Origin of the sequence: Pelotomaculum propionicicum (genome assembly GCF_004369225.1) — a bacterium.
GTDB classification, from domain to species: Bacteria; Bacillota; Desulfotomaculia; order Desulfotomaculales; family Pelotomaculaceae; genus Pelotomaculum_B; species Pelotomaculum_B propionicicum.
The window spans coordinates 1-25,435 of sequence record NZ_QFFZ01000005.1 but is presented as its reverse complement, the minus strand read 5'-3'; the positions used below and the strand labels follow the sequence as shown (position 1 = coordinate 25,435).

General features: G+C 47.8%; 26 protein-coding genes, 4 tRNA genes and 1 riboswitch. Of the genes, 17 read left to right on the top strand and 13 right to left on the bottom strand.

Annotation, left to right across the window (positions count from 1 at the left end; all coding sequences use genetic code 11):
* Nucleotides 1-287 precede the first annotated feature (287 nt).
* A complete protein-coding gene (gene lonB, locus Pmgp_RS03485; RefSeq protein WP_134212583.1) occupies nt 288-2,009 on the bottom strand; it encodes an ATP-dependent protease LonB in 1,722 nt (573 codons plus the stop codon).
* A gap of 374 nt (nt 2,010-2,383) precedes the next feature.
* Here lonB and Pmgp_RS03480 point away from each other — a divergent pair, with 374 nt between their 5' ends.
* Nucleotides 2,384-2,974: an acetate uptake transporter gene (locus Pmgp_RS03480; RefSeq protein ID WP_134212582.1), complete on the top strand. Its 591-nt coding sequence runs from the start codon at nt 2,384-2,386 to the stop codon at nt 2,972-2,974.
* Nucleotides 2,975-3,082: 108 nt separating this feature from the next.
* On the opposite strand, the gene clpX is transcribed toward Pmgp_RS03480, so the two are convergent.
* The 3 genes from clpX to tig all read right to left on the bottom strand — a co-directional run bounded on the left by clpX (nt 3,083) and on the right by tig (nt 6,416).
* Entirely contained in the window at nt 3,083-4,333 is a 1,251-nt protein-coding gene (gene clpX / locus Pmgp_RS03475) for an ATP-dependent protease ATP-binding subunit ClpX (protein WP_134212581.1), read from the bottom strand.
* Nucleotides 4,334-4,346: 13 nt separating this feature from the next.
* Nucleotides 4,347-4,937, bottom strand: a complete 591-nt coding sequence (gene clpP / locus Pmgp_RS03470; RefSeq protein WP_134212580.1) for an ATP-dependent Clp endopeptidase proteolytic subunit ClpP — start codon at nt 4,935-4,937, stop codon at nt 4,347-4,349.
* A 75-nt stretch (nt 4,938-5,012) separates the two neighbouring features.
* Nucleotides 5,013-6,416, bottom strand: coding sequence for a trigger factor (tig, locus tag Pmgp_RS03465; RefSeq protein ID WP_134212579.1), 1,404 nt, complete (start codon nt 6,414-6,416; stop codon nt 5,013-5,015).
* 481 nt (nt 6,417-6,897) lie between these two features.
* On the opposite strand from tig, the gene Pmgp_RS03460 reads away from it, so the two are divergent.
* The 4 genes from Pmgp_RS03460 to Pmgp_RS03445 all read left to right on the top strand — a co-directional run bounded on the left by Pmgp_RS03460 (nt 6,898) and on the right by Pmgp_RS03445 (nt 7,382).
* A tRNA-His gene (locus Pmgp_RS03460) sits at nt 6,898-6,974 on the top strand.
* Nucleotides 6,975-6,984: 10 nt separating this feature from the next.
* Nucleotides 6,985-7,060 (top strand) — tRNA-Gln (locus Pmgp_RS03455).
* Nucleotides 7,061-7,171: 111 nt separating this feature from the next.
* Nucleotides 7,172-7,247, top strand: a tRNA-Lys gene (locus Pmgp_RS03450).
* Between the two features lie 49 nt (nt 7,248-7,296).
* Nucleotides 7,297-7,382: transfer RNA gene (locus Pmgp_RS03445), tRNA-Leu, on the top strand.
* Nucleotides 7,383-7,479: 97 nt separating this feature from the next.
* Here Pmgp_RS03445 and Pmgp_RS03440 read toward each other — a convergent pair.
* The gene (locus Pmgp_RS03440) at nt 7,480-7,653 is read right to left on the bottom strand and encodes a site-specific integrase (protein WP_205077934.1); all 174 of its coding nucleotides are present in this window, start codon (nt 7,651-7,653) and stop codon (nt 7,480-7,482) included.
* Between the two features lie 69 nt (nt 7,654-7,722).
* Between Pmgp_RS03440 and Pmgp_RS20510 the strand changes: the two genes are divergently transcribed.
* From Pmgp_RS20510 to Pmgp_RS03420, 5 genes are all read left to right on the top strand, one after another.
* Complete coding sequence (locus Pmgp_RS20510; RefSeq protein WP_282432869.1) at nt 7,723-7,857, top strand: hypothetical protein; 135 nt, start codon at nt 7,723-7,725, stop codon at nt 7,855-7,857.
* 222 nt (nt 7,858-8,079) lie between these two features.
* Nucleotides 8,080-8,400, top strand: coding sequence for a DUF1657 domain-containing protein (locus Pmgp_RS03435; protein ID WP_134212577.1), 321 nt, complete (start codon nt 8,080-8,082; stop codon nt 8,398-8,400).
* 707 nt (nt 8,401-9,107) lie between these two features.
* Nucleotides 9,108-9,353, top strand: coding sequence for a hypothetical protein (locus Pmgp_RS03430; RefSeq protein WP_134212576.1), 246 nt, complete (start codon nt 9,108-9,110; stop codon nt 9,351-9,353).
* A gap of 221 nt (nt 9,354-9,574) precedes the next feature.
* Nucleotides 9,575-10,147 carry a flavodoxin family protein gene (locus tag Pmgp_RS03425; protein WP_134212687.1) on the top strand — a complete coding sequence of 191 codons (573 nt, stop codon included), beginning with the start codon at nt 9,575-9,577 and terminating at the stop codon, nt 10,145-10,147.
* Nucleotides 10,148-10,190: 43 nt separating this feature from the next.
* On the top strand, nt 10,191-11,327 hold the full coding sequence (locus tag Pmgp_RS03420) for a geranylgeranyl reductase family protein (RefSeq protein WP_192902765.1): 1,137 nt from the start codon (nt 10,191-10,193) through the stop codon (nt 11,325-11,327).
* 58 nt (nt 11,328-11,385) lie between these two features.
* Here the strand turns inward: Pmgp_RS03420 and Pmgp_RS03415 are convergent, their stop codons facing one another.
* Nucleotides 11,386-11,883 carry an HIT family protein gene (locus tag Pmgp_RS03415; RefSeq protein ID WP_134212574.1) on the bottom strand — a complete coding sequence of 166 codons (498 nt, stop codon included), beginning with the start codon at nt 11,881-11,883 and terminating at the stop codon, nt 11,386-11,388.
* Nucleotides 11,884-12,072: 189 nt separating this feature from the next.
* Between Pmgp_RS03415 and Pmgp_RS03410 the strand changes: the two genes are divergently transcribed.
* The 4 genes from Pmgp_RS03410 to Pmgp_RS19635 are packed head-to-tail and all read left to right on the top strand — an operon-like array spanning nt 12,073 to nt 16,348.
* Entirely contained in the window at nt 12,073-13,797 is a 1,725-nt protein-coding gene (locus tag Pmgp_RS03410) for a spore germination protein (protein ID WP_134212573.1), read from the top strand.
* Nucleotides 13,790-14,887 carry a GerAB/ArcD/ProY family transporter gene (locus tag Pmgp_RS03405; RefSeq protein ID WP_243119719.1) on the top strand — a complete coding sequence of 366 codons (1,098 nt, stop codon included), beginning with the start codon at nt 13,790-13,792 and terminating at the stop codon, nt 14,885-14,887. Before Pmgp_RS03410 ends, Pmgp_RS03405 begins: the two co-directional genes overlap by 8 nt.
* A complete protein-coding gene (locus tag Pmgp_RS03400; RefSeq protein ID WP_192902763.1) occupies nt 14,874-16,181 on the top strand; it encodes a Ger(x)C family spore germination protein in 1,308 nt (435 codons plus the stop codon). The genes Pmgp_RS03405 and Pmgp_RS03400 overlap by 14 nt, the downstream gene beginning before the upstream one ends.
* Nucleotides 16,178-16,348 carry a hypothetical protein gene (locus Pmgp_RS19635; RefSeq protein WP_192902762.1) on the top strand — a complete coding sequence of 57 codons (171 nt, stop codon included), beginning with the start codon at nt 16,178-16,180 and terminating at the stop codon, nt 16,346-16,348. The genes Pmgp_RS03400 and Pmgp_RS19635 overlap by 4 nt, the downstream gene beginning before the upstream one ends.
* A 139-nt stretch (nt 16,349-16,487) precedes the next feature.
* Here Pmgp_RS19635 and Pmgp_RS03395 read toward each other — a convergent pair whose 3' ends face one another.
* The 5 genes from Pmgp_RS03395 to Pmgp_RS19630 all read right to left on the bottom strand — a co-directional run bounded on the left by Pmgp_RS03395 (nt 16,488) and on the right by Pmgp_RS19630 (nt 19,890).
* Nucleotides 16,488-16,682, bottom strand: a complete 195-nt coding sequence (locus tag Pmgp_RS03395) for a hypothetical protein (RefSeq protein ID WP_134212570.1) — start codon at nt 16,680-16,682, stop codon at nt 16,488-16,490.
* Nucleotides 16,683-16,926: 244 nt separating this feature from the next.
* On the bottom strand, nt 16,927-17,232 hold the full coding sequence (locus Pmgp_RS03390) for a hypothetical protein (RefSeq protein ID WP_134212569.1): 306 nt from the start codon (nt 17,230-17,232) through the stop codon (nt 16,927-16,929).
* 17 nt (nt 17,233-17,249) lie between these two features.
* On the bottom strand, nt 17,250-18,602 hold the full coding sequence (locus Pmgp_RS03385; protein WP_134212568.1) for a bifunctional diguanylate cyclase/phosphohydrolase: 1,353 nt from the start codon (nt 18,600-18,602) through the stop codon (nt 17,250-17,252).
* A 76-nt stretch (nt 18,603-18,678) separates the two neighbouring features.
* Nucleotides 18,679-19,557 (bottom strand): DNA adenine methylase, encoded by an 879-nt coding sequence (locus Pmgp_RS03380; RefSeq protein ID WP_134212567.1) that lies wholly within the window; start codon nt 19,555-19,557, stop codon nt 18,679-18,681.
* 165 nt (nt 19,558-19,722) lie between these two features.
* On the bottom strand, nt 19,723-19,890 hold the full coding sequence (locus Pmgp_RS19630; protein WP_192902761.1) for a hypothetical protein: 168 nt from the start codon (nt 19,888-19,890) through the stop codon (nt 19,723-19,725).
* 152 nt (nt 19,891-20,042) lie between these two features.
* Between Pmgp_RS19630 and Pmgp_RS03375 the strand changes: the two genes are divergently transcribed.
* Nucleotides 20,043-20,570 (top strand): HD-GYP domain-containing protein, encoded by a 528-nt coding sequence (locus Pmgp_RS03375; RefSeq protein ID WP_134212566.1) that lies wholly within the window; start codon nt 20,043-20,045, stop codon nt 20,568-20,570.
* Between the two features lie 308 nt (nt 20,571-20,878).
* Here Pmgp_RS03375 and Pmgp_RS03370 read toward each other — a convergent pair whose 3' ends face one another.
* Complete coding sequence (locus Pmgp_RS03370) at nt 20,879-21,094, bottom strand: hypothetical protein (RefSeq protein ID WP_134212565.1); 216 nt, start codon at nt 21,092-21,094, stop codon at nt 20,879-20,881.
* A 143-nt stretch (nt 21,095-21,237) separates the two neighbouring features.
* Here Pmgp_RS03370 and Pmgp_RS03365 point away from each other — a divergent pair, with 143 nt between their 5' ends.
* Nucleotides 21,238-22,485, top strand: a complete 1,248-nt coding sequence (locus Pmgp_RS03365) for a glycosyltransferase family 4 protein (RefSeq protein ID WP_134212564.1) — start codon at nt 21,238-21,240, stop codon at nt 22,483-22,485.
* 65 nt (nt 22,486-22,550) lie between these two features.
* On the opposite strand, the gene Pmgp_RS03360 is transcribed toward Pmgp_RS03365, so the two are convergent.
* Nucleotides 22,551-24,380 (bottom strand): APC family permease, encoded by a 1,830-nt coding sequence (locus tag Pmgp_RS03360; RefSeq protein ID WP_134212563.1) that lies wholly within the window; start codon nt 24,378-24,380, stop codon nt 22,551-22,553.
* A gap of 120 nt (nt 24,381-24,500) precedes the next feature.
* A riboswitch (cyclic di-AMP (ydaO/yuaA leader) is annotated at nt 24,501-24,735 on the bottom strand.
* 398 nt (nt 24,736-25,133) lie between these two features.
* Here Pmgp_RS03360 and Pmgp_RS03355 point away from each other — a divergent pair.
* A partial coding sequence (locus Pmgp_RS03355) for a transposase (protein ID WP_192902760.1) occupies nt 25,134-25,435 on the top strand: 302 nt, incomplete at its 3' end.

Sequence of the window (25,435 nt, the reverse complement as noted above, 5' to 3'; positions counted from 1 at the left end):
ACAAACATATATATATTTATTTTATCACAAATATTAAAAACACCGCCATAGCAATAATTACCGGGAACATAACAACCCGGCCTCTGCCGGGTTGTTTAAGAAGAAATGGATATCAAATGCGAAGTTTTACGCCGTTTAGTTCATTCCAGCTCAAATTTTGAAGCGGCAGGGACCTGAACAGCAGATATATCCGCGCATACTCTAAAGCCCTATAACACTAAATTCAAAAAATATCGTCCAACCAGGCAAATTCTATTTTTACCGGCTTGTTTAACAGGCACATCGAGCTATTTTGATAGGCTGTGCCCGGCTCCGAACCCGGCAGCACTCAGTACATCCAGGGGCGACGAGGTGTTGAGTTCCACCTTCTTTCCTTTTGGACGCGACTTCATGGCAACCCGGAAGACCTGTTCCAGGCGTTCTACCGGGATCACTTCCACTTCCGGCAGCTCTTTGAAAAGCTCCTGGTAATTCTCAGCCGGAATCAGTATTTTTACCGCCCCGGCCTGGCGGGCCGCTTCAACTTTCGCCACAATTCCTCCGACTGGTTTTACCAGACCGCGGATAGATATTTCCCCAGTCATGGCCACCCTGTTGTCAACAGGCTTGCCTGTGATTGCGGAGTAAACAGCAGTAGCTATGGTGACACCCGCGGAAGGCCCGTCGGCGGGAGCGCCCCCGGGGAAATTCACATGTATGTCGTAATCGCGCGGGTCAACATCCACAGTGCGGCGGAGCACAGTCAGGACATTTTCGACGGAACTCCTGGCCATGCTCTTGCGGCGGATCGTCCTGGCGCCGCTGCCGATTTCTTCCTCATCCACCATGCCGGTCACAGTGAGTTTTCCCTGCCCGCGCCCGGCCGGAATGGCATTGGCCTCCACCTCCAGCAGGACTCCCATGTTCGGGCCGTAAACGGCAAGGCCGTTGACCAGGCCGACCTGGGGACGGGGAGGCACCTTCTTTTCAGGCCTTGGTGTGTACTGGCCGCTCTGGACAACCCATTCGATGTCGGCGGCGCGGATTTCCCCGCGGCCTTCAGTAATGACAATCCCGCCGGCTATCTGAATGATGTTGACCGCTTCCCTGCCGTTGGTGGCATATTTTTTAATCACTTCCAGGGCGCCTGGCTCGAGCGGAATGTCAATTTTTTTAGCAGCGTTGGCCGCGATAATTTCAATTTCATCCGGCAGAAGCTGCCGGAAATAGATTTCCAGACAGCGCGAGCGGATGGCCGGGGCGATATGATCGGCGTCCCTGGTTGTAGCGCCTACCATGCGAAAGTCAGCCGGCAGGCCGTTCTGAAAAATGTCATGGATGTGAGACGGGATATTGTTGTCCTCAGAGCTGTAATAAGCGCTTTCTAAAATGACTTTGCGGTCTTCCATAACTTTTAAAAGCTTATTTAGCTGGACAGAGTGAAGTTCACCGATTTCATCAATGAAAAGCATACCCCCGTGCGCCTTGGTAACCGCACCTGCTTTCGGCTGGGGAATACCGGCCATGCCCATGGGGCCGGCTCCCTGGTAAATGGGGTCGTGCACCGAACCGATCAGCGGGTCGGCGATACCCCTCTCGTCAAAACGGGCCGTGGTTGCGTCAATCTCAATAAACTTAGCGTCTTCCTTAAAAGGAGAATTGGTGTTTTTCTTGGCTTCTTCCAGCACCAGCCTGGCGGCGGCGGTTTTGCCCACACCAGGCGGGCCATAGATAATCACGTGTTGGGGGTTCGGGCCGCACAATGCCGCCCGCAGGGATTTTAGCCCCTCGGTCTGACCGATGATTTCACTGAAACAGGTCGGCCGTGTCTTTTCAGACAGCGGTTCGGTCAGCGAAATTGAACGCAGTCGCTGCAGTTTTTCCATCTCTTTTTTTGATTCCCTTTCAACAGCGTTTTTATTGCCCTGCTGCGACTTGAGCGCATTCCAGAAATAAAGACCTATAATTACCGCGAAAAAAACCTGAATAAAGGTCAGAAAACTTCCTATTCCTAAAGGAAATTCCCCCATTTTTACTCCTCCTTAAAGATGGTTCTGACCATTAGTATTACTAAGTTTGTCAAATTTTAACCTTATTCCAATCAAAAATGACTAAAAATGCAGCAAAAAGAACAAAACTTGTTCAAAAACAAGGGCAAAATATTGTACCATGGTCATATACAGTACAACCATATTGTACCTAAGGTCATGGCTAATCCATTTACATTGTACCTATGGTCATAGACAATCCTTGTAAATATATATATAATTTAATTTATAAATTGTTTATGCGCATATTCAAAAAGCTTATTAGGGGGTGTTTACTGGCCAAGCTAGTTAGTTTTTTTAGAATTTAGGTCTTTTTAATCCTGTTTATTTTGATTTTTTTGGGGGGGTGGAGTCTTATGTCGAACAATGTTTATGAGATTAAAGAATCGGCCATTGCCGATCCCGGGCCGCTTGGTCTGGCCTGTTTCGCCCTGACTACCTTTTGCCTCAGCATGATTAACGCTGGTCTGGTGGACAAGGCAGCAACCATCGTGGTGATTGCCCTGGCGCTGGTCTATGGAGGCGCCACACAAATTTTGGCCGGCATGTGGGAATTTAAAAAGAACAACGTGTTTGGAGCCACCGCTTTCTCATCCTATGGCGCTTTCTGGATATCCCTCGGTATTTTTGATCTTCTTGCCACATTAAAGCTGGTTACAGTGCCTTCTCAAGGCGTCTGGCTGTTCCTGCTGGCATGGACTATATTTACTTTCTATATGTGGATCGGCAGCTTTGGCACCAATAAAGCCTTGGTTGTTACTTTCACTTTACTTTTACTGGCCTTTATACTTCTGACCATCGGAGCCGCTGGCAACCACGCCGCCCACACCTGGGGCGGTTACGTGGGCATCGCCACGGCTATCGTCGCCTGGTACACATCCGCCGCCGGAATATTCAACACTGTTTACGGCAAGGTAGTTTTACCAGTCGGCCCCTGCAAAAAGTAATTATTACGCAAAAATCCTGACCGCACCGGTCAGGATTTTTATTTTTTATTGAAGGGCTCAAAAGAAATGCATGAATCCCACGTCCAACGACTCACGTCCCACATCCCACTATGCTGTTTCTTCTTTTTTCTTCTTGCGGTCCATGGCGATGATCCGCGGGGGCTCTTTCTTTAATATGGTTTCTCCGGTAATTATGCACTTGGCGATATCCTCCCTGGACGGGATATCGTACATGACATCAAGCATCACTTCTTCCAGGATCGACCTCAAGCCGCGGGCGCCCGTGTTGCGCTTCAGCGCTTCCTGGGCAACGGCCTTTAAAGCTTCCTGAGAAAACTCCAGCGTCACGCCGTCAAGCTCGAACAGCTTCTCATATTGTTTCACCAGGGCGTTCCTCGGCTCGGTAAGGATACGGATAAGAGCTTCGTCATCAAGGGCGTCCAGGGTCACAATAATCGGCAGCCTGCCTACGAACTCGGGGATGAGGCCGTATTTCAAGAGATCTTCCGGCAGGATTTTACTGAGAATCTCACCGATTTTCTGCTCTTTCCTGGCTTTAATTTCCGCCCCGAAGCCCATTACCTTTTTCCCGATGCGGTTTAAGATAATCTTTTCCACACCGTCGAAAGCACCACCGCAAATGAACAGGACGTTGGTGGTGTCAAGCTGGATAAACTCCTGGTGCGGGTGCTTGCGCCCGCCTTGCGGCGGCACGCTGGCCACGGTCCCCTCCAGTATTTTCAACAGGGCCTGCTGCACGCCCTCACCGGAAACATCCCTTGTAATAGAAGGATTTTCCGACTTGCGGGCGATTTTATCAATCTCGTCGATATAGACGATACCCTTTTCGGCCTTCTCCACATCATAATCGGCAGCCTGGATCAGTTTGAGCAGGATGTTCTCCACATCCTCTCCCACATATCCGGCTTCAGTAAGAGAAGTAGCGTCAGCGATCGCAAAGGGCACGTTTAACAGGCGGGCGAGGGTTTGCGCCAGCAGGGTTTTGCCGCTGCCGGTCGGCCCCAGCATGACGATATTGCTTTTTTGCAATTCGACATCATCGATCTTGCCGCCCAGATTGATCCTCTTATAATGGTTGTACACAGCGACAGACAGGGATTTTTTGGCGCTCTCCTGCCCGATGACATACTGATCAAGGATCTCTTTGATTTCCTTGGGTTTCGGTATGTCACCTACCTCTAACCCCAGATCCTCGCTGAGTTCTTCCTCAATAATCTCGTTGCAAAGCTCGATGCATTCATCGCAGATATAAACACCCGGGCCGGCGACCAGTTTCTTTACCTGATCCTGAAGTTTGCCACAAAAGGAACACTTCAACTGCCCTTTATCGCTAAACATATTCCCACCTCTTTTACCTTTGCCTCCTGACATTATACACCTCGTCAATAATGCCGTATTCTTTAGCTTCCTGAGCCGACATAAAGTAGTCTCTTTCGGTGTCCTGAGCAATTTTTTCTAAAGGCTGGCCAGTATGACGGGAAAGTATTTCATTTAGGAACATCCTCATCCGCAGGATTTCCTTGGCGTGGATTTCTATATCGGTAGCCTGACCCTGCGCGCCGCCCATCGGCTGGTGAATCAGGATCCTTGAGTAAGGCAGTGAATAACGTTTGCCCTTCTCACCGGCAGCGAGGAGCAGTGCGGCCATGCTGGCGGCCTGACCGATACAAATAGTGGCAACCGGCGGCCGGACATGCTGCATCGTGTCATAAATAGCCATCCCGGCAGTAACCACCCCACCCGGTGAATTAATATAAAACTGAATGTCTTTTTCCGGATCTTCCGCCTCCAGGAAAAGCATCTGCGCAATGATTAAATTGGCAACAGTGTCATCTATCTGCCCACCTAAAAACACAATACGATCTTTTAGAAGCCTGGAGTAAATGTCATATGAACGTTCACCACGATTAGTCTGTTCTACGACAATAGGTACAAGGTTCAAGTGCAATCGCTCCTTATTAACATATTTGTGTGCTACTATATACTGCTAGCAAAAAAACTTATAAATTATATTACTCTATTCCGAAGCAGGTTCGTTGGTGTCCCCGGCAGGTTCTTTGGTGTCCCCCGCAGGCTCGCGGAATTCCTCCTTAGATTCGATAACCTCCCATGCAGGCTCACCGGAAGCGCCCTCAATAATTACGGCGTTATCCACCAGGAACTGCAAAGTCTTTTCCCTGACAATCTGGTCTTTAATATAATCAATCTGCCCTTTACTCTCTACCGCCGCCTTAAATTGTTCCAGGTCCTGGTTCAGGTATTGGGCTATTTTAGCCGCTTCCGCATCAATTTCCTCAGCAGTTGGCTCAATATTCTCCTGCTTGGCTATAGCCTCCATTACCAGGTTAGATTTGGCGCTCCAAATAGCATCAGGGCGCATACTCTCCTCAAAATCCGCGCGAGTGGTTTTGGCGAATTGAAGGTAACTGTCCAGAGTCATGCCCTGGGTGGCCAGGCGCCTTTCAAAGTTGCCCATCATGTCTCTGAGTTGGTTTTCAACCATTACGTCAGGGATTTCAACTTCGGCGTTATCAACAACTTTATTGACAATTTCCTGCCTTAACCCGTATTTGGCCTGGCTTTCCGCATTCTCCTTTAACTTATTCGCTATATCAGCCCTTAATTCCTCCAGAGTGTCAAACTCGCTGACGTCTTTGGCAAACTCGTCATCCAGCGCGACCGTTTCTTTTCTCTTAATAGTGTTTACAGTAACGGTGAAAGTAGCGTCTTTACCGGCCAGTTCTTCAGCCTGGTAATTTTCAGGGAATGTAACAAAAATATCTCTTGTCTCTCCAACCTTCTGCCCGACCAACTGATCCTCAAATCCAGGTATAAAGGAACCGGAACCTATCTCCAGAGAATATTCCTTGCCTTCTCCTCCTTTAAAGGGCACTCCGTCCACTTTTCCCAGAAAGTCAATAACTGCTGTGTCGCCTTTCTCAACAGTCCCCTCTTCCATGGTCAGCAGTTTGGCGTGCCTGTTTTGCAGCCTCTCCAGCGACCTGTCTACTTCCTCCTCCGGCACGTCAACAGGATGTTTGCTCACTTCCAGACCTTTATACTGTCCCAGGGTCACTTCCGGCTTCACCTGAACCGTGGCCTTGAATATAACCGGCTGGCCTTCTTCAGCCTGGACTATATCTATTTTGGGCTGGTCTATGGGTTCAATCCCGGTGTCTTCTACCGCTTTATAATAAGCATCGGGAACAACCGACTCCATAGCTTCTTCAATAATGACCCCTTTTCCCATCATCCGCTCAAAAATCTGCCTCGGTGCTTTGCCCTTGCGGAAACCCGGCACATTAACCTTCTTCACCAGTCTCCGGAAGGCTTTGTCCACTGCCTGGGAGAAACTTTCAGCATCAATTTCTATTTCCAGTAATACAGTGTTTTTTTCAATCTTCTCAGCGTTAGCTTTCATTATGCTCCCCCTTGTATCGTTTGGTTATATACGGTATTTATTATTAAAAGAACCATTGTGCCGGCCGTTTTAACAATAAACCCCAACCAACGCCGTATTAATATTGTAACCAATTTTAATGATTTATTCTAGAGGTCAGGAATTTATTTCCTTGCAAAAACCAAAAATACCAAGGCTTTTTAAAAAGCCCTGGCTGTACTGTTTTTTTAACATGATGGGGCTTTGCAATTAAACTGATTTTAATTAATGCGACGCTGATGTATCTTTTCATTATATCTGGGAGACAGTTAATTATCAATAAAAATATAGATAAAAATATGAAGATTTTGCCCGTTTAATATGATCTTAGTTGATACTGCCGCAGCCCGCTGCCGGCAGAGTTTTCAAACTGCCGCGACAGTCCTTGACAACACCCATTATATTTGCTAACATATCTTGTGCGGGAAGTTCAGTAAATTTCCGTGCTGCTCTTTACAACGTGGTGGGTGTAGCTCAGTCGGCTAGAGCACCAGATTGTGGCTCTGGGGGCCGTGGGTTCAAGTCCCATCATCCACCCCACTTACATTTTTGGGGCGTCGCCAAGTGGTAAGGCACCGGTCTTTGGAACCGGCATTTCGTTGGTTCGAATCCAGCCGCCCCAGCCAATTTTAGAAGTTCGAAGTTCGAAGTTCGAAATTCGATTAAGAAGGAATTCGGCATAGCCGAATTCCAACAATGGTCGAACCTCTAACCTCGAACTTCGAACTTCGAGTTATGGGCCATTAGCTCAGTCGGTAGAGCACCTGACTTTTAATCAGGGTGTCGCTGGTTCGAGTCCAGCATGGCTCACCAGTTTCAGGGTTGGAGCAGTTTAGGCGGTTCCAACCCATTTTAAAAAGAAGCGGGCGTGGCGGAACGGCAGACGCGCTGGACTTAGGATCCAGTGGGAGTGATCCCGTGAAGGTTCAAGTCCTTTCGCCCGCACCATGAAAAATAAGCCCTCCAGGGATTGGAGAGCTTTTTTATTTCGCCTTGATAAAGTTTTCGGTAACATTTCGGTAACATTTGTTTTTAGGTCCTCTTTTTAAATAGAATAGGTTACTGCCCTTTGGCTGGTTTTGTTTTTGGGTTCCTTAAAGAATAATCCCTGCTCCTTGGTAACATACAGGCCGTGCCTGATATTTATAATCCCCTTCTTCAAATCAACGTCACTCCAGGTCAGCCCCAATATTTCGGCGCGGCGGGCTCCGGTCGTCACTGCCAAGAACACAGGCATAAACATATAAGTATTTTTAAACAGGCTGATAATTTAACGAGGGGATACATCATGAGCTTTGGCCGTTTTATCGGTAAAGAAATCGTCCGTGGGCTCTACGAGTGGGAGCGGCGCCAGAATATGTCAGACTGGCAGCTAAGTAGAAAAAGAAAAGCAGCGCCAGAGAGAAGAAAAACGCCGGAATGAGGCGTTTAAAAAGACCTTCGGTGTTTATCCGGGTCAGGTTTGGAGGTGGTAAAGAAAAGAGCCTTTTACGGCTCTCTCCTTAAATTCTGTGCAACAATCTGATTTTCTATCGCCACCCTGCCTTCCCTCCATGGTCTTACTGTATTAATTTTCCAGATTTAAAAAAGGACATTCGGTAAAAATTATATATAGGGATTTAAAACTATAAGGATGTTGAACTAGATGACAATAGGTAGCAAAATGCACCAAACTCTGGCAAGTCTTGAAGGAGCGGCTGCAAATTTAATGACATTTGGATTGGATACACAGGATCAAGCAGCTAAACAAATGTTTTTTAGCTTAAACAAACAAATAGAAGGCGTCTGTCATGTACTAAGAAGTCGTGTTAACTATATTGAACAGCAAGAGCCCCAGTATAGAATGATGCAACCTGGAATGATACAACAGGGAATGTTCCAACAGCAACCCCAGTATTGGCAACCACAACAACAGCAATTTTTCCGGATGCAGCCGCAACAACAGCAATTTCCCCGGAATTGGTAAACCCATATTTTTTTAGAAAATAAGCGTTAGGGTTTTACACCCCAACGCTCTTTACGAACGGTATAAATTACTGCTTTGTTGTCGTCGAAGTTCTGTTACATTTAGATACAACTCCGGATAATCCCCTCATTTTTAAACGAGGGATACAGCCGGGTTACTACCCAAATAAATCCATTCATGGTATAATAGAACTACAGTTCTTTGAAAAGTGAACATATCGGGTTGTATACACAAGTCCTTATATACGTAAAATGTTCTTGGCTCAAAGGTTAACTGTGTCCTATAACGTATCTCCCTGGGGCAACCCACGGAGTAGTGGCGCGGTGACAGCGCCCGTAGTCTGGCGAAAGCCTATGGTCTACGAACCTGGATGCCCCTTAATTCAGTGAGGGGAGGAAGTCACCTTCCACCACTGTCTGTTGTTCCAAGTAGGATCCCTCCTGACAAATTTGTTGTTATATTTTCCACAGCCCTAACAAACTATGCCTGCGGACAAATATTCTCACTGATATCAAGACTAATAATCAGCCTAAAAAAGATTAGAAATATTTACATGTGACTTAATATAAAAAGGGTAAGAAAGATTTCTTCCGGTTATAATATAAAAACTCATCTTAGAGGCAATCCGGAAATTTTTTAAGGACAGAGGCTTTGAGCCACCCGAAGCGACTAATCTGGAAAGCGAAATTAATGACCGGTCTGCGTTTTTGTCAGACACAATACTTGCCGACAGGGACATCGCCGCTGGCCTGGGAGAGCACCTGCGCGCTGTTTTAAGTTTAGAAACCGAAGCTTTAAGGAATACTACCATACCTGAGGCCAGAAATCTGGTATATAATATTTTTAAAACAGATAATAAAGTCTTTGAGTCCAAACATATCACCGGCTTTGCTGCAGCAGTGAACTCAAAAAAACTAACAATAACAAAAGTTTACTTAGAGATGCTGGCTTGAGCTGTTAACAGCTCTTTTTTATTCTTTCAGCATTACATACAAAAAAATTAATTGAAAAGAGATCTTTTAAAAATGTATAATTTATCAACATAAAGTTTAAGCCTGTGAATAATTCTGTGGATTAAGCTTGAGTTGCTAATAAAATTAACTCGCTAAGCAAGGGTTTTTGAGGGTCAATATCGAACTTACCCCAAAAAATACAGGAGGTTGGCTATATGTCCATCAGGGTCGCAGCCTTTAACGGAAGCCCCCGCCCCAGGGGCAATACTTATCACTCCCTGAAAACTGTTTTGGATGTCATGTCCGCGGAAGGTATTGAGGGCGAAATCTTCCAGTTGGGGGGTAAAATGCTGTCCGGGTGCAGGGCCTGCTTTAAATGCGGGCAAACTAAAGACAAGCGCTGCTTTCTAAAAAATGACGAGATGAATTACTTTATTGAAAAGGCTCTGGCCGCAGACGGTATTCTTATCGGCTCGCCGGTTTATTTCAGCAATGTTACTACTGAAGTCAAAGCTTTTATCGACCGCTGCGGCATGGTGGCCAAACAAAATGATGACATGCTGCGGGGCAAAGCTGGCGCGGGTGTAATTTCCGTCCGGCGCGCGGGGGCAACCTTTGTATATTCAGCCATTAACATGTTTTTTGGCATCTCACAGATGGTTATCCCCTGCTCAGCTTATTGGAACGTGGGTATCGGCCTGATGCCTGGTGATGTTTTAAACGATCAGGAAGGGATAGTAACTTTCAAGAAACTTGGCCTGAACATGGCAAATCTTTTAAAGAAGATCTGCTGAAGCAGATTTAATGTTTCGGTGTTTTTGCGGGGGGAGTTATTGTATGAACCAGGTAATTATAATCGGCGCGGGCCCTTCCGGCTCCTACCTGGCTTACTTGCTGGCCAGTTCAGGCATAGATGTGCTGGTTTTGGAAAAAGAACGGTTTCCACGGTATAAACCCTGCGGGGGAGGAATAACCCCCAAAGTTGTCAACCTTCTGGATTTTGACCTGAGTCCGGTAATTGAAGACACCATCCAAAAGGTCATTTTTTCCTACCGTTTAACCAGGCCGATTGAGTTCACCGCCCCTAAACCACTGGCCTATATGGTTGCCAGGGAACGCTTTGACGCACTCCTCGCGGTAAGGGCAAAAGAAGCTGGAGCAAAATTCCTCGAAGGAATCCGGGTGCAGCGGGTGGAAGTTACCGGCAGTAAGGTTTCTGTTTATGCAGATGGTTCCCAGTGGCAGGGGGACATCCTGGTTGGGGCTGACGGCGCGAACAGCTTAGTGGCCCGCAGCCTGGGCCTCGGCAGGCGCAGAAAGCTGTCAGCCAGTTTGGAAACTGAAATCCCCGCCGCTCCAGAGAAACTGGAACAATACCGCAGCGCTATAAAAATAGAATACGGGCTTGTTCCTTACGGCTACGCCTGGGTGTTCCCCAAAGCCGACCACCTTTCGGCGGGTGTTTGGACCAACGCGCCAAGGCCTAAAAAACTACGCCTCCAACTGGAGTATTATATCCAGTCGGAAGGTCTGAACAGCCTGGAAGCCCGTGTTAAAACGCGCGGCTGGCTCATACCTGTGAATCCGCAGCCGGATGATTTACACGGCAGCCGCACGCTGTTGCTGGGAGATGCCGCCGGCCTGGCGGACGCTTTTACCGGAGAAGGTATTTACCCCGCTGTCTACAGCGCCAGACTGGCAGCTGAAATAATCTCCGGGCAAATCAGCCGGCCTGATCCTGACCTGCGGGGATACACCGCCCTGGTACAGGAAAAAATAGGCCCGGACCTGGCCGGATCCTTCCGCCTCACGCGCTGGATACCCCCTATCTCCGGACTCATCCACCGGGTATTGCACCGCCACCAGGATCTTATTGAAGATTTTATGGAGGTAGCCGGGGGTAACCTGTCCTACAGCAGTTTCCTTCAGTATTTCAGAAGCCGCCTGAAAGAGTCGCTGCACTTCCGGCGTTAATCCCCCAGTTGTCTCTGGCCGCACCTATATATAGTTTTCAGGACAGTCAGAAAACCTGTTATTTTTGTCCCTCAAGGTCGGCAAGGGACTGTTTCAGCTTCTTATAAGTCCCTTCCAAGGATTCCGAGATCACCCTAACGTCGCCGAATACCGGCATAAAATTGGTGTCACCGCTCCAACGGGGCACCACATGGATGTGAAAGTGCCCTGGCATGCCCGCCCCGGCCACCCTGCCGATATTTACTCCCACATTAAAGCCCTGCGGGTTGAAAGCACGGAGCACTTTGACCATTTTTTGAGTCATTTTAAAGAGTTCCATCATCTCATCATCGGTAAGGTCCTCAATTTCGCCGACATGTCTTTTGGGAACAATTAAAAGGTGCCCGTTAATATATGGATAAAGATTCATGAGCACAAAAGTCTTTTCCCCGCGCAAAAGGAGCAGGTTTGCTTCATCCTCACCCGGGTCCGCCGCCGCCTTTTCACAAAAAACACACTTGTCGCCATGGTCCCCGCCGATGTAAACCATGCGCCAAGGCGCCCAGATTTGCTTCATTTGTTACCCTCCTGACATCAGATATTTTATCTCTTTACCAGTAAAATATCAGTCCTTTCTTCTTCGACGGAATATCATAGTATCTCCTTTATTTAGAACAAACAAACACTAAAATAAAACTACCTGGAGTATATATCCACCACGGCAGGATACAATATGCTTTGATGACGGATAATTGGCAGGTGTGGCATGAATATCCTGAAAACTCTCCTTGAAGTGATCTCCTACAGGGAAAACTTGAACCGTGAGGGCTTTGTCCTCAAAGAAACAAAAGACGATCAAAAAGACAAACCAGCTGAAGATAAAAAAACCACATCGCCTCAAAGCGGCAAGCGCTCTTTCAAGAAGCCGGTACGGCCTGCCGAGATAAACCGGGATGAACATCTGCCGGATAACAGTTCAGTAAGCGCATCTCTGCGGGAAAACAAAAAGATCATTGAAAAACTATACGGCCTGCCGGACAACAAAGACATTATTGTCAGGGATTTGGTCATCGGCACTAAAGTGCCAGTTGATTGCTTCTGTGTTTTCATAGACGGCATAACTGACAAAACTCTTCAAGACCTTCTTTTCCAGTCCTTAATGGCTTTCGCCGATGAACCTGCGCCCGCTGACAAAGGAAAACTGGCAGGAGTGGTTAAAGATGCCCTGCTGCCGGGCAATCAGGTAAAAATCGTATCCGGTTTTCAAGATATCCTGGACGCGGTCAACTACGGGGATACCGCTTTGTTTCTGGAAGGCTGCGCGGAAGTTGTGCTGGTTGAGACAAAAGGCTGGGAACACCGCGGCATCGAGAGACCTACCACCGAACAGATTGTCCGCGGGCCGCAGGAAGGCTTTTCTGAAACGATCAGAGCCAACACCGCACTCCTGAGAAAGTCTATCAAAAGTGAAAAACTGACAACCGAATTCATGGTGGTGGGAACTCGCGGTAAAAAAACCGTAGCCATCATGTATCTGCGGGACCTGGCCAATCCAGACCTGGTGGCGGAGGTTAAAAAGCGCATAGAAAATATTAAAACCGATTATATCGCCGACAGCGGGGTTTTAGAGGAATTTATCGAGGACAACCCCTATAGTTTAAATCCGACGGTCCTGGCCACGGAGCGCCCGGACCGCGTCGCGGCGAACATTATTGAGGGCAGAGTGGCGGTACTGATCGACGGCAGCCCGTTTGCCCTGGTTATGCCGACTACGATGTACGAGATGCTGCACACCGGGGAGGAAATGTACCACCGCTGGCAGTTCGGCTCATTTATCCGCTGGATGCGCGCCCTGGCCTTTTTGCTGTCATTGTTACTGCCAGGTTTCTACCTGGCTGTGGTTTTGTTTCACCAGGAAATGATCCCGACGGAACTACTCCTGGCCATTGCCGGAAACCGGGAAAAGGTACCGTTCCCCTCGGTAGTTGAGGTTCTCCTGATGGAATTCTCCTTTGAACTAATCCGCGAGGCCGGCCTGAGGATACCCGGCGTAATGGGATCTACCATAGGCATCGTAGGCGCCTTGATCCTCGGCCAGGCGGCAGTGCAGGCAAACATCGTCAGCCCCATCCTGGTAATTATAGTCGCCGTAACAGGGCTTTCCTCTTTTGCCATACCCTACTACTCGCTATCCTTCACCCTGCGGATTTACCGCTTTATCTACATAGCCCTGGGAGCGACACTGGGCTTTTTCGGGATCTCCATGGGCATCTTCGCCCAGGTGGCTCTGACGGCCAACCTTAAATCCTTCGGCGTTCCCTACCTGGCCCCAACCGGGCCCAAGACTATGGGAGGTCCGGATATAGTGACCAGACTGCCGGCGTTCTTTCATGAGAAGCGGCCAGACTATGTCAACCCGCAGGATATCACCCGCCAGCCCAGGGTTTCCAGGGGTTGGCTCAGGCGGAAGGGCGGTGAAAAGAATGGTTAAAGAGGGAACGGTAGGTCCGGCGGAAGCGATAATCCTGCTGGCCATTTCCAACATGGCCAGGATCTTTCAGCCTTATCCCAGGTCTCTGGTCGAACTATGCGGCTCAGCGGCCTGGTTGGCCCCGCTGGGGGGGCTGGCGGTTGCCTTTACCGGTGTGTACGTTTTATCGCTGGTTCTAAAAAAAAGACCCGGGAGTACAATAATCGAAATAACTGAACAGGCCTGCGGCCCTGTCATAGGAATTGCTTTAAACCTCGTGACGGTTGTGTTTTTTATGTTTGTATGCTCTCTTTTTATAAGGGAATTCAGCGAAGCGCTGATTATCGCCGCCCTGCCCAGCACACCTTTAAGTGTCATATCTTCTTCTTATCTCATTGTCGGCCTGCTGGGGGCGTACCTCGGCATAGAAGCGTTGGCCCGGACAGCCCGCCTCACTTACCTCTATATCCTGGGCGGCATAGCCGTCCTGCTTCTCGCCTTAATCCCGCAGTGGAACATTAACGAACTTTTCCCTCTTTTGGGTATGGGCCCGCTGAATGTCTTCGGCCTGGGGACGTACAGCACCGCTGCGGTTACCGAGATTATCTTCGCCGCTGTGATCGTCCAGACATTCGGGGGTGCCGAAAATTTTGGCAGGATCGGCTCCCGCTCCATGCTGATCGGCTTTATTTTTTTAATGGCGCTCATGGCGACCACGGTAATGACCCTGGGCAGAAACGCCTCATCGGAAGCCACGCTGCCTTTCTACAATCTCTCCAGGGACATTTATCTCGGCCGTTTTTTTCAGCGGGTTGAGGCGTTATTCGTAATCATCTGGAGCATTGTCGGTGGGCTGAAAATAGCCATGACCCTGTATGGAGCGTCCGTAGCCCTGGCCAGGACGCTGAAACTGCCGGATTACCGCCCTTTAATCTGGCCGCTGGGCCTGGCTGTTTTTGTCACCAGCCTCCTGCCGCCGGACTTGCCGCTTGCAATTAAACTGGATATGGAGTTCTTAAGACCGTTGGCCCTGCTACCCAATTATCTGATACCACCGCTGATACTTGCCGCCTGGTGGTATAAAGGGAGGGGTAAGCGTGCGGGCGGTTAAACTATGCGCACTCCTGGCTCTGGCATTTCTGCTCCTCACCCTGCCGGGCTGCTGGGGCAGCAGGGAGACCGACGAGGTCGCCTACGTGCTGGTGGCTGGTTTCGACAAGGGGGAAAAGGACAACCTTGTTGTAACCGTGAATATTGCCAACCCCAGGACCATCGCGGGTATTTCCGGCGGGGGCGGCGGAGGCGGCGGAGGCGGCGGAGACGGTGCGAGCACCATGACTTTGAGCCTTGAGACGTACGCTCCGGCTGCCATGCTTAATTTATTCAACACAGTGGTTGACAGGCAGATATCCCTGTCGCATACCAGGGCTTTCGTGTTTTCAGAAGAATTGGCCAGGGAGGGTGTCGGCAAATGGTTTCTTACCTTCGCCCGCTACCGCGAGGTGAGGGGCACCGCCCAAGTATTTGTCTGCCGCGGCAAGGCCAGGGACTTTATTGAAAAGAACAACCCTGCGCTGGAGCTTAACCCCACCAAGCAGTTTGAACTTATCGCCAGCCTGTCCAGGAGCAACGGGCTGTATCCGAGCGTCCGGTTCGAGAATTTTTATAATGATATAAAATCCAAAGTCATAGAGGCTGCGGCGCCTCTCGTAGCCGTGCACGAAGGCGGGCTGGAATCAGCCAAACCGGGGGTAAGCAAGGGAGGAGATATAGCCGTGGGCAAATACATCGCGGGAGAAGTGCCGGTCTCTGGGGGCAACAAGGTCCAGGCTATTGGCACGGCGGTGTTCCGCGGGGACAAGATGGCCGGCTACTTGAACGGCCAGGAAACAAGGTATTACCTGATGCTGAGAGGCCTTTTCGAGCGCGGGTTTACCAGCATACTTGACCCTTTTGCCGAAGGACCTGAACAAAGCACCACATATATTGGCTTTCAAATCCACCAGGGGCGCGGCCCGAAATACACGACGCATATTGACGAGGAGGGAAATGTCAGCATTGACGCGGAAATTTTTCTAGAGCCGGAGATCATCGCTTCCACAAGCTCTGTCAGTTTTGAAAGGCCTGACTTGAAACCGGTCCTGGAAGAGACTTTTTCAAGATATATCGAGCAGGGGTGCAATAACCTGGTCAAACGCACCCAGGAAGAATTCAAGTCGGATATCTTCGGCTTCGGCTATCAAGTCAAGCGTAACTTTTGGACCATACCGTCCTGGGAAGAATTCAAGTGGATGGACCGCTATCCCGACGCCCAGGTGAACGTCACGGTTCACACCAGGATCAGAAGGACCGGCTTGCTTTTAAAAACATCACCGTTTATGTTAATGGGGGATGAGGGTCAATGAAATGGTTGCTACTGCTTTTCCCCCTGACCGTTTGTTATTACACCTGTACTTATGGCCGGTGGGCGCTGCAAAAGGGATACAAACGCGGCGGTGTTGGAGTTTTTATTCTGGCTGCCCTGGTTCTTGCCATCTCCCTGTACGCCATCTACTTCAAGCCTGAATTCTAGATAATTGCACATACATAACAGAACCCGGGATTTAAACCCGGGCTGGTTGGAACCAAACTATTTTTTGTAATACACCCTTTCCATTAATCTGAGGGCCGCAAATATGCGGCCCCGGCATATTTATGTTTAAAAGGAAGTTCTATTTTTGAACATTCTGCTGTTCAAAAATTTGGCGCAGCTGGATTATGTTGCTGTGAAAACCGTCAAGTCCGTCCTTTATGTTCTTAATAGTAGACTGAGTCACCTGGGCAATGGAATGCAAATTCTCCAGGTGCTTTTCCGAATCCGGAATGAAAGCCATCGTAAATATCAGAGGATATAACAGGCGTATCATTTTTTCCACCCCTTCCCACTGGAAATATGCGTATTTCATCTCCTTATAAGCTATGTATAAAACACGGCAAAGGTAACAGGAGCGGATAATTTTTAGGTATGAAAAAATGCATTTATAAAACCTTGGCGAAAAGGAGCAAAAATCAACTAATCCCGCATATGATAGATCAGGGTATATCTTTACCCGACAATATAAGGCCGCTTATAAAAGCGGAAATAACCCGGCCAGGCCGGGTTATTGATTTTTATTCTTTTTCATTTTCTGACAACCAGTGTTTAACTGCACCGCCAATATCTTCATCCTCTGCTTTGCTGATAACCTCAACCTTTTTTTCCGCAGCCAGCTGGCTCCTTATTTTGGCTACCAAATCTGGGTTTTCCTTTTCTATTTTTTCGATCATATCTCTTACTTTGGCAACATCCTTGTCCTTGCTTGAAACACCAAACTGTTTTTTACCACCCTTACCACCTGTTTTAAAAAAAATAATAAATAAAGTGAAAAGGCCGGCTGCTGATATGAATAGTGCCGTGACCAAAAGTGCCCCGTCCATCTGTCACCCCGGTCTCCTTAACTCGCTGCTAACAGGTTAACGAATTTTTCAACTATAAAAGGATCGAACTGAACACCGGAGCACCTTTTAAGCTCCGCCAGGGCCCGGTGGCGCGGCAGTGCGCTGCGGTAAGGCCGGTCGCTGGTCATGGCGTCATAAGCGTCAGCGACAGCCAGTATGCGGCATTCCAACGGGATTTCCTCTCCTTTCAGTCCCAGCGGGTAGCCCTTGCCGTTCCACCACTCATGGTGTTTGAGGATAAAATCTGCAATCGGGCCCAGATCCGGCGGTGACATGGCGATAATATAACCAATTTCGCAGTGCCGTTTCATCTCGGTATATTCTTCTTGTGAGAGAGGGCCTGGCTTAAACAGAATGCTGTCCGGGATCCCCACTTTGCCGATGTCATGGAACTGGGCCAACAGGCGCAGGTCCGCCAGTTTCCTTTCAGGCAGGGAGAGAGATTTGGCCAAATCTGTGACCAGGTCCTGCATGCGGTCGGCATGTCCTTCGGTGATGTAGTCCCTCGCCCCCAGCGCCTTTTTAAGAGTATGTACAATAGAGCTGCGCGCGCTCTGGGAGCGGTGCAGTTTTTCCCTGTACATGTTGTTGTCCGCTTCTTTGAAAAGGTCGTTCATACTTGATTGGTTACAACTTGTCGCGCTGCCGATGGATATACTCAAAGGAAGTTCGTTATTCTCTCTGTTATAGCTTTTTAGCTCGGCTGTGATCCTGTCACAGGCTTTTTTAGCGGCCTTTTCATCACAATTCGGGAGTAGTATGGCGAACTCGTCACCACCGGTCCTGGCCACCACATCGCTTTCGTCGAAGGAAGATTTGATGATATTTGCCGCCGCCACCAGCAGGGCGTCCCCCAGCTCATGCCCTAGCGTGTCATTAACAAACTTCAGGCCGTCAACATCACAAACAATGATACTGACCGGACTGAAGCGAGCGCCTGCAAAACGCTGCATTTGCTCTTCAAAAAAAGCCCGGTTATAGAGACAGGTGAGGTGATCGTGAAAGCTCAGATATTTCAGCCGTTCTTCTGTCTGGTTGCGCATAATGATTTCGCGTAAAAGCTCGTCGTTGGCAGCTTTGACCTCATTGCTCCGCTTTTTGGTGAAATAGTAAAACCACAAGATAAAAGCACAGCTTATCAGTGCCATTAAAATGATACTGAAAATATGGACACCCGGCTTGGAAAGATAGGCGTAAAAACTGTCCCTGCAAACCTCGTATAACGCAACAAAAACCGTAATGCCGATAACAAAGGGCAGGGTATTGGCTAAAGATAACCTTACATCCCTGTAAAAGATCCCATTGCTCTTGTTTTGTACGGCTTCCGGTTTTTCAGTCAAATTGTTCATATTGCTGTATTGCGACCCCCTACGTATTATATAGGGTTACTAAAAATTAAAGAGAAGCCTTAGGCGGACACTTCTCTTAAATGGACAATTCCTGGCATGTCTGGCCGGCTCCAAACATATCCCTGTCAGGGTATGAAAGTATAACAAGCTCTTTAATCGAGCCCCGCTTCCTGACATCTGAATTTATGGCGCGCAAGGCGTTTATGGTCTTGATATTGCACCCCTGGAACAGTTCCCGAGTAAAATCGGTATTTGAGTTGCTGAGCATAACGTAACATCCCATGGCGCTGAGGGTTTCAAAAACCTCTCTTAAACGCCTGTGGTCCGCCATGCTGAAGGAACCGGCGGTGTAACCGGTAAAATTTGAAGTTGCGGAGAGAGGCACGTAAGGCGGGTCTAAATAGACAAAATCACCAGCCCCGGCATTATCTAAAACCTGCTCAAAATCGCCGGCAGCCAGTTGTGTTGATTGAAAAGCGATACTGGCATTGCGCAGGGCCTCGCTGTTAACTATAACAGGGTCCGTATAATCACCGAAGGAAACATTAAACTGGCCTTTGCTGTTAACCCGGTAGAGCCCGTTAAAACAGGTTTTGTTCAGGTACAGCATACGCGACGCCCTTTGCAGGTCACTAAGCTGGGCAGGGTTTAAGGATCTTATTTCATAGTAATATTTTTGATCATATATATGCTTTTTAGAGATGGTGATAAGTTCTTCCACCTGATTTTTGATTACTTTGTAAAGGTTTATTAACTCTTCAACAGAATCCGACAGATAAGCGCGGGCATTTCTTTTTTTTATTTCAGGAAATAAATAAAAAAATAACGCGCCCCCGCCTAAAAAGGGCTCGTGGTAGTTATTAAAAGCAGCAGGCAAATACCTGGACAGCTGATTAAGCAGTTTTGTTTTGCCGCCGGCCCATTTAACTACCGGCTTTACAAATAATTTACTCACAAACCGCACACCCCAGCTTAATATATTACATAGTATGGGGTTTTACAAACTTCAAAAAGGATCGATCTCGATCATTTTTGATCAGTAGGAGTTAATTAGGCAGATCATCTCCTTCTGCCTTGATCTAGATCGTTGTTATGATCATTATCTCCCGTTTGCGTTAATTCAACTTGTTTTGCTCACAAATTTTTCCCAGCAGTCAAAACAATTATCACAGCATGGCTGGCCAAGTTTTTTGGTGCAGTAACCCTGATCGATTAAAATCTTAAGCACTCTTTCCCGCTCTTTCCTCCGTATCGCTGCCTGTTTTGCCTTTTCTATAGTACAGCCCACAATCAATCACCCTTATTATTTTTCTCGATGTTATTATATATAAAAGAAAAAGGCTGATATTATGCATGCAATTTCTTTATATTGATTTTTTAAACCCCGAAGTAATATAATGGAAAATGTGAGATATGTAATCAAATATGGGGGTGGTAGAGATGAATTATTATGAAGTCTTCGGGAGTATTTTGGCCAAATACCCGGCTGTTGAGCAGCACTGCCGCAGAGTGGCGTCTCTGGCAAAAGGAATATCTGTCATCTTAAACCTGCCTAATTATAAACAACTGGCCTTTGCCGCATATATCCATGACCTCGGCAAAACGACCTGGCCGCCGGAACTGTTTCACAAACACCCTTTGCTGCCTTTTGAATGGTCGCTGGTCACAGCACACCCCATAGCCAGTGAAAACATCTTGAATGAAATATTTCCGGCGGTGCCGGCGGAGGTAAAAGCGGTTGTACGGGGCCACCATGAGAGGCCCGGCGGCGGCGGTTACCCTGACGGGCTGCTTGAACCGGGGCTGGAACTGCTGATTGTGGCTGCCTGCGATACTTACGACGCCATTACCCACAACAAAGAGTATCCCTGCGGCGAGGCACTGCCTGTGGAATATGCTCTGCAGGAAGTCAGTAAATTTGCCCCCCGGCAGATTGTAGAGGCACTCACCCAATGTGTCTGGAAGTAATCTTTTTTGAAAAACGAAGACTGGAGATGCCTGGCCGTGCGCTCGCTGAGGATACTACTTATATTAGCTTTGATCATACCTGAAAAACAATGCCCTCAACCTGGTCGGCGGCAGTGAAGAGCTGCTTTCATCATTAGAGCTGCAGGCCAAGATACCTTTAGGCCTGAGTCAAGATCAACTGGTGTCATATCTCGATCTGGTCCTGGCAGCGGCAGATGGACTGGCTGATGATTTCCGGCAGAAATGATGTTGTATTGTTTATAACCGCCGGCATAACCATCTTATGTAAAATGGAAGCAGGGAATCTTTTATTCCATTCTTTTTATTTTGACTCTGAATTCCTTAGTACCCTCTTCTCCGCTTTCTTCCGCTTCGTCTTCCTCATCCTCGTCTTCGTCTACGTCCGCCCATAAAGCAAACATTATTGATAAAACAGCACATTCACTCAAATATTTATCCCACCAGGCACACTGTTCCTTTCTGCAATCAGCTTTAGCCACAGGGCAAAATTTAGCACCTTCCATATTTAAACTCCTCCTTTTTACCTGGACAAATTATACCTTGTCAATTGAATTTAGTCTATAAAATAAAAAGATCGTATTTTGCCAATAAAAAATGATAAATGGTATAATTTATTAATAGAAAGGCATCTTCTAGAGGAGAAACCATGAGGATACTGCATGTACTCGCCCAAAAGCCGGGACAAACGGGGAGCGGGATTTATCTTTTGAACCTGATGCGGGTAGCGGCTCAACGAGGTCACGAGCAGTGCCTGGTGGCTGGCATTTCCGCCAGGGACGGGGTTTACCGCAAAGATATGCCTAAGGACCTTCTTTTTCTGCCGGTGCTGTTTGAAACAGAGGAACTTCCTTTTCCTGTGCCGGGAATGAGCGACGAGATGCCCTACCCGAGCACCCGCTACCGCCAGATGAACAGTGAGATGGTCCACCTCTGGGAGCAGGCGTTCACCCGTGTCTTAAAGGAGTCAGCGTCCTTTCAGCCGGACCTGATTATTGTACACCACCTGTGGCTCCTGGCTGTCCTGGTCAGAAAGCTTTTCCCGCATCACCCGGTAATCGCAGTATGTCATGGCACCGAATTAAGGCAGTTAGTCAACGCCGCTCAATTCAGCACCGAGGTGATCCGGGGATGCAGGCAGGTCGACAGGGTTGCCGCACTCTCTTCTTTTCAGAAGCAAAAGATCGAGGCTGCATATGGAATTGAAGGCGAACGGATTGACATTACCGGCTCCGGCTTTAACAGCGAAATTTTTTACCCGCCGGTAAAAAGGGCAAGAGGCAGGATTAAAGCGCTCTACGCGGGGAAGCTCAGCGCGGCCAAAGGTGTCCCTTCCCTGCTCAGGGCTGTTTCCCGACTGCCTGTGTCCATGGCAGATTTCCAACTCATTCTGGCCGGCTCAGGCAGCGGCTCTGAATATGAGGAAATCTTATCCCTGGCCAGTGCCTGCCCTTTTGAAACAATCTTCACCGGTTCCCTTCCCCAGGCCTGGCTGGGACAGCTGATGAGGGAGTGTCAAATTTTTATTATCCCTTCTTTTTATGAGGGTCTCTCACTGGTCACTATAGAAGCCCTGGCCTCGGGGCTGTGGGTGGTAGCCAGCGAACTGCCCGGGATGCGCGAATGGGTGGGTCCCAGGCTGGAAGAGGCAGGAATCGTTGAGTACGTGTCTTTACCCCGGCTTCGCTCTACAGACATTCCCTTTGAGGAAGATCTGCCGGCCTACGAAAAAAGGCTGACGGATGGTATCCTCAGGCAGCTGGCCAGGGCGAAACTGTATACCGGTGTGCCGATGGCGGGCTGGGAAGAGATGTTCAGAAAATACTCGTGGGAGGCGGTTTTTTCAAGGATAGAGAAAATCTATGCTCACCTCCGTACAGAGCCCCCTACGGAATAAATGTCGTCCGGCTGGGGCAGCCCCAGCCGGACATACTTTTGACCCTTTACCAGATAGTAACGACATTATTTTTCAAGTTGATAAGGAACTACCGTTACCACAATATTTCTTCTGAATACCAACAAATTTCTTAATAATAAACCTGTTTGGTTATGCAGCAGGCGGTGCCACCATTTCTTTGTCTCAAATTCCGGGACGAGTATGGTAATGTAATCGTTAGGACCTTTTTTACTCTCGACCTTTTCAATGAACTTAAACAGCGGGCCAAGGATGGACCGGTGTGGAGAATATAGGACAATAAGCCGCACCCCCGGATTCCAGTTCTTCCATTTCTCTTCAACTTTTTTGGCAGTTTCTTTGTCTGTTGCGACGAATACGGCAACGATTTGCTCAGAAAGCTCTTTGGCGTATTTTAACGTACTGGCCACAACCCGTGTGACCCCTGCCACCGGGACTATGACAATGTTGCGGCCCCCGGAGGGAGTGATTAAATCATCCGGCGGCAGTGCAAGCTGCAAGCGCATATCCTCGTAATGGCTGTTAATAAGCCTGAAGATGTAAATCAGCAGCGGTATGGCTATTAGGATTAACCACGCCCCGTACAGGAATTTTGCCACCATAATGATGAGCACGACAATACCCGTCACAATTGCACCGAGACTGTTTAAAAATGCCCGCAAGACCCAGCCTGAATCCTTTTCCCTGTGCCAGTGCACCACCATGCCGGCCTGGGAAATAGTGAAAGACAGGAAAACTCCCAGGGCGTATAAGGAAATGAGATGTTCCGTATTGCCGTGGTAAAGAACGATAAAAACGGCGGCGATGACACTCAGCAGGATAATCCCGTTGTTAAAGGTTAACCTGTCTCCTCTGGCTGCCAGGTAGCGGGGCATATACTTGTCTCGCGCCAGCAGGGAAAGAAGCGGGGGAAGCCCGTTATAGGCGGTATTGGCAGCCAAGTACAGCACAAGCATAGTCGCGAACTGGATATAATAATACATAAAGCTTCTGCCAAATGTCGCCTCGGCAAGCTGAGACAGCATGGTTACATTCTCGACAGGCAGCAGGTGGTTATGCATGATTAAGAGTGTAATTCCCGCGAACATAACAACCAGTAATGAGGACATCCAATAGGTTGTTAATTGCGCATTTTTTACTTCCGGCGGCTTAAACATGGGAACACCGTTTGAGATTGCTTCAATACCTGTCATTGAGCTGCAGCCGCTGGCAAAAGCCCGCAGGACTAAATAGAGTACCGTCCAATTTAATGGCTGCTTCTCCAGGGATGCCTGGGGAATAACCAGTGTGTCGCCGCTGATTATATGAAAAACACCCGAGGCAACCAAGGCCAGGATACCGAAAACGAAGGCATACGTTGGAAAAACGAAAGTATTGGAGGACTCCCTGACACCTCTTAGATTAATAAGCATCAGCACTCCGAACAATACAAACAGGTTTAAACTCATCCTGTGGTCAGTCATAGTAGGAAATGCTGATACAATAGCGTCTGTGCCGGAGGATATGCTGACCGCCACAGTGAGAGTATAGTCTATAAACAAGGATGCCGCCGCCGTAAGTGCCGCCAATTCTCCGAAATTCTTTTTAGCCACGGAATATGAACCGCCGCCGCCCGGATTCACTTTGGCAACCTGAGCATAAGAGAGAGTTACGATTCCCATAAGTGCTACAATGGCGACCGCCACATACCAGGCAAAACCATAGGTAATTGCCCAGGGAACAGTCAGAATCAATACAATTTGTTCGGGGCCATATCCTATGGAGGATAGCGGGTCAGAAGAAAAAATAGACATGGCTTTCCATTTAGGAAGTTTTTCCCTGATCATTTCCTCATTGTGTAATGGCTTACCGATCAATATCCTTTTAAAATTAGCCATCTCGAAACCCCCATTAACAAGTCAATTAAACAAGTAAATTCAGTTGTCCCGTTTAATAACAAAATAAAAAAGCTCAGGAAATGCAAAGCAAACCTGAGCTTCAATATCTACATAATGAAACACCCTTCCTTTCAACGCTTACGAGGTTAGCTGACGGATTCGGGCCGAAAGATTTAGCCCTACAATTCGGAAGTCGGTCGTCAGATGTCGGATGTCAGATTTTTATTAGAATTCGCCTTGGCGAATTCCTTCTTAAATTCTGACTTCTGAATTCTGACTTCTGAATTCTGAAGTTGATTCACCCCAAAATATTGGGTCCCCCGCTTCCCTGACGGGAATTCAGCGATAATATAAATTAACTGTTTATATTATATTCCTAGTTTGAAAAAAGAAAAGATAAATTTTATACTGTTAATTCCTTCTATAAAGCAATGTGTAACTCTTGCTGATAACATTGGCGTGGCCGGCCGGGATGCAGTCCAGTGCCACTCGCTCCCGTGGGTTTACCCCCCCTCCATTAGGCTTTTAAAACCAATATTGTTAAATGGCTTCAACTAATGTAAAATAAAGCCAATGCTACAGGATAGCATTTCAATTAAACAGGTGAATTTTATGATTAAAGTAATTTCCTTTATATTAATAAGCTCTCTTTTGCTTTTTCTGCCTTATAAAGCGTCAGCGGCAGACGCGCTATACAGAATTAATAAGTTACGTGTAAATGGTTAATACTACCAATAAAGGAGATGACCATTTATGCAAGATTTAAAAGACAAGACCATCAAAGAATTAGCAAAGGAATGCCACAGTGTAGAAGACGTACATGAGATGCTCAAAAACCTATTCAAAGACACTTTGCAGCAAATATTTGAAGCTGAAATGGAAGAGCACCTCGGGTATAAAAAACACAGTATTGAAGGCAATAATACCGGTAATAGCCGTAACGGCTACAACAAAAAAACTATCCAAACCAAGTTTGGCAAATCAGAAATTGAAATCCCCCGGGATCGAAATGGTGAATTCGAGCCCAGAATTATCGGCAAATATGAAAAGACTTC

Bases quoted from the DNA above. Each gene is read 5' to 3' on its own strand.
- Pmgp_RS03360 (WP_134212563.1), bottom strand. From the start codon at position 24,380: ATGGCTAATTTTAAAAGGATATTGATCGGTAAGCCATTACACAATGAG.
- Pmgp_RS03370 (WP_134212565.1), bottom strand. From the start codon at position 21,094: ATGGAAGGTGCTAAATTTTGCCCTGTGGCTAAAGCTGATTGCAGAAAG.
- Pmgp_RS03375 (WP_134212566.1), top strand. From the start codon at position 20,043: ATGAATTATTATGAAGTCTTCGGGAGTATTTTGGCCAAATACCCGGCT.
- Pmgp_RS03395 (WP_134212570.1), bottom strand. From the start codon at position 16,682: ATGATACGCCTGTTATATCCTCTGATATTTACGATGGCTTTCATTCCG.
- Pmgp_RS03480 (WP_134212582.1), top strand. From the start codon at position 2,384: ATGTCGAACAATGTTTATGAGATTAAAGAATCGGCCATTGCCGATCCC.
- Pmgp_RS03405 (WP_243119719.1), top strand. From the start codon at position 13,790: ATGGTTAAAGAGGGAACGGTAGGTCCGGCGGAAGCGATAATCCTGCTG.
- Pmgp_RS19635 (WP_192902762.1), top strand. From the start codon at position 16,178: ATGAAATGGTTGCTACTGCTTTTCCCCCTGACCGTTTGTTATTACACC.
- clpX (WP_134212581.1), bottom strand. From the start codon at position 4,333: ATGTTTAGCGATAAAGGGCAGTTGAAGTGTTCCTTTTGTGGCAAACTT.
- Pmgp_RS03385 (WP_134212568.1), bottom strand. From the start codon at position 18,602: ATGAACAATTTGACTGAAAAACCGGAAGCCGTACAAAACAAGAGCAAT.
- lonB (WP_134212583.1), bottom strand. From the start codon at position 2,009: ATGGGGGAATTTCCTTTAGGAATAGGAAGTTTTCTGACCTTTATTCAG.
- Pmgp_RS03435 (WP_134212577.1), top strand. From the start codon at position 8,080: ATGACAATAGGTAGCAAAATGCACCAAACTCTGGCAAGTCTTGAAGGA.
- Pmgp_RS03415 (WP_134212574.1), bottom strand. From the start codon at position 11,883: ATGAAGCAAATCTGGGCGCCTTGGCGCATGGTTTACATCGGCGGGGAC.
- Pmgp_RS03390 (WP_134212569.1), bottom strand. From the start codon at position 17,232: ATGGACGGGGCACTTTTGGTCACGGCACTATTCATATCAGCAGCCGGC.
- Pmgp_RS20510 (WP_282432869.1), top strand. From the start codon at position 7,723: ATGAGCTTTGGCCGTTTTATCGGTAAAGAAATCGTCCGTGGGCTCTAC.
- Pmgp_RS03365 (WP_134212564.1), top strand. From the start codon at position 21,238: ATGAGGATACTGCATGTACTCGCCCAAAAGCCGGGACAAACGGGGAGC.
- Pmgp_RS03420 (WP_192902765.1), top strand. From the start codon at position 10,191: ATGAACCAGGTAATTATAATCGGCGCGGGCCCTTCCGGCTCCTACCTG.
- Pmgp_RS03410 (WP_134212573.1), top strand. From the start codon at position 12,073: ATGAATATCCTGAAAACTCTCCTTGAAGTGATCTCCTACAGGGAAAAC.
- tig (WP_134212579.1), bottom strand. From the start codon at position 6,416: ATGAAAGCTAACGCTGAGAAGATTGAAAAAAACACTGTATTACTGGAA.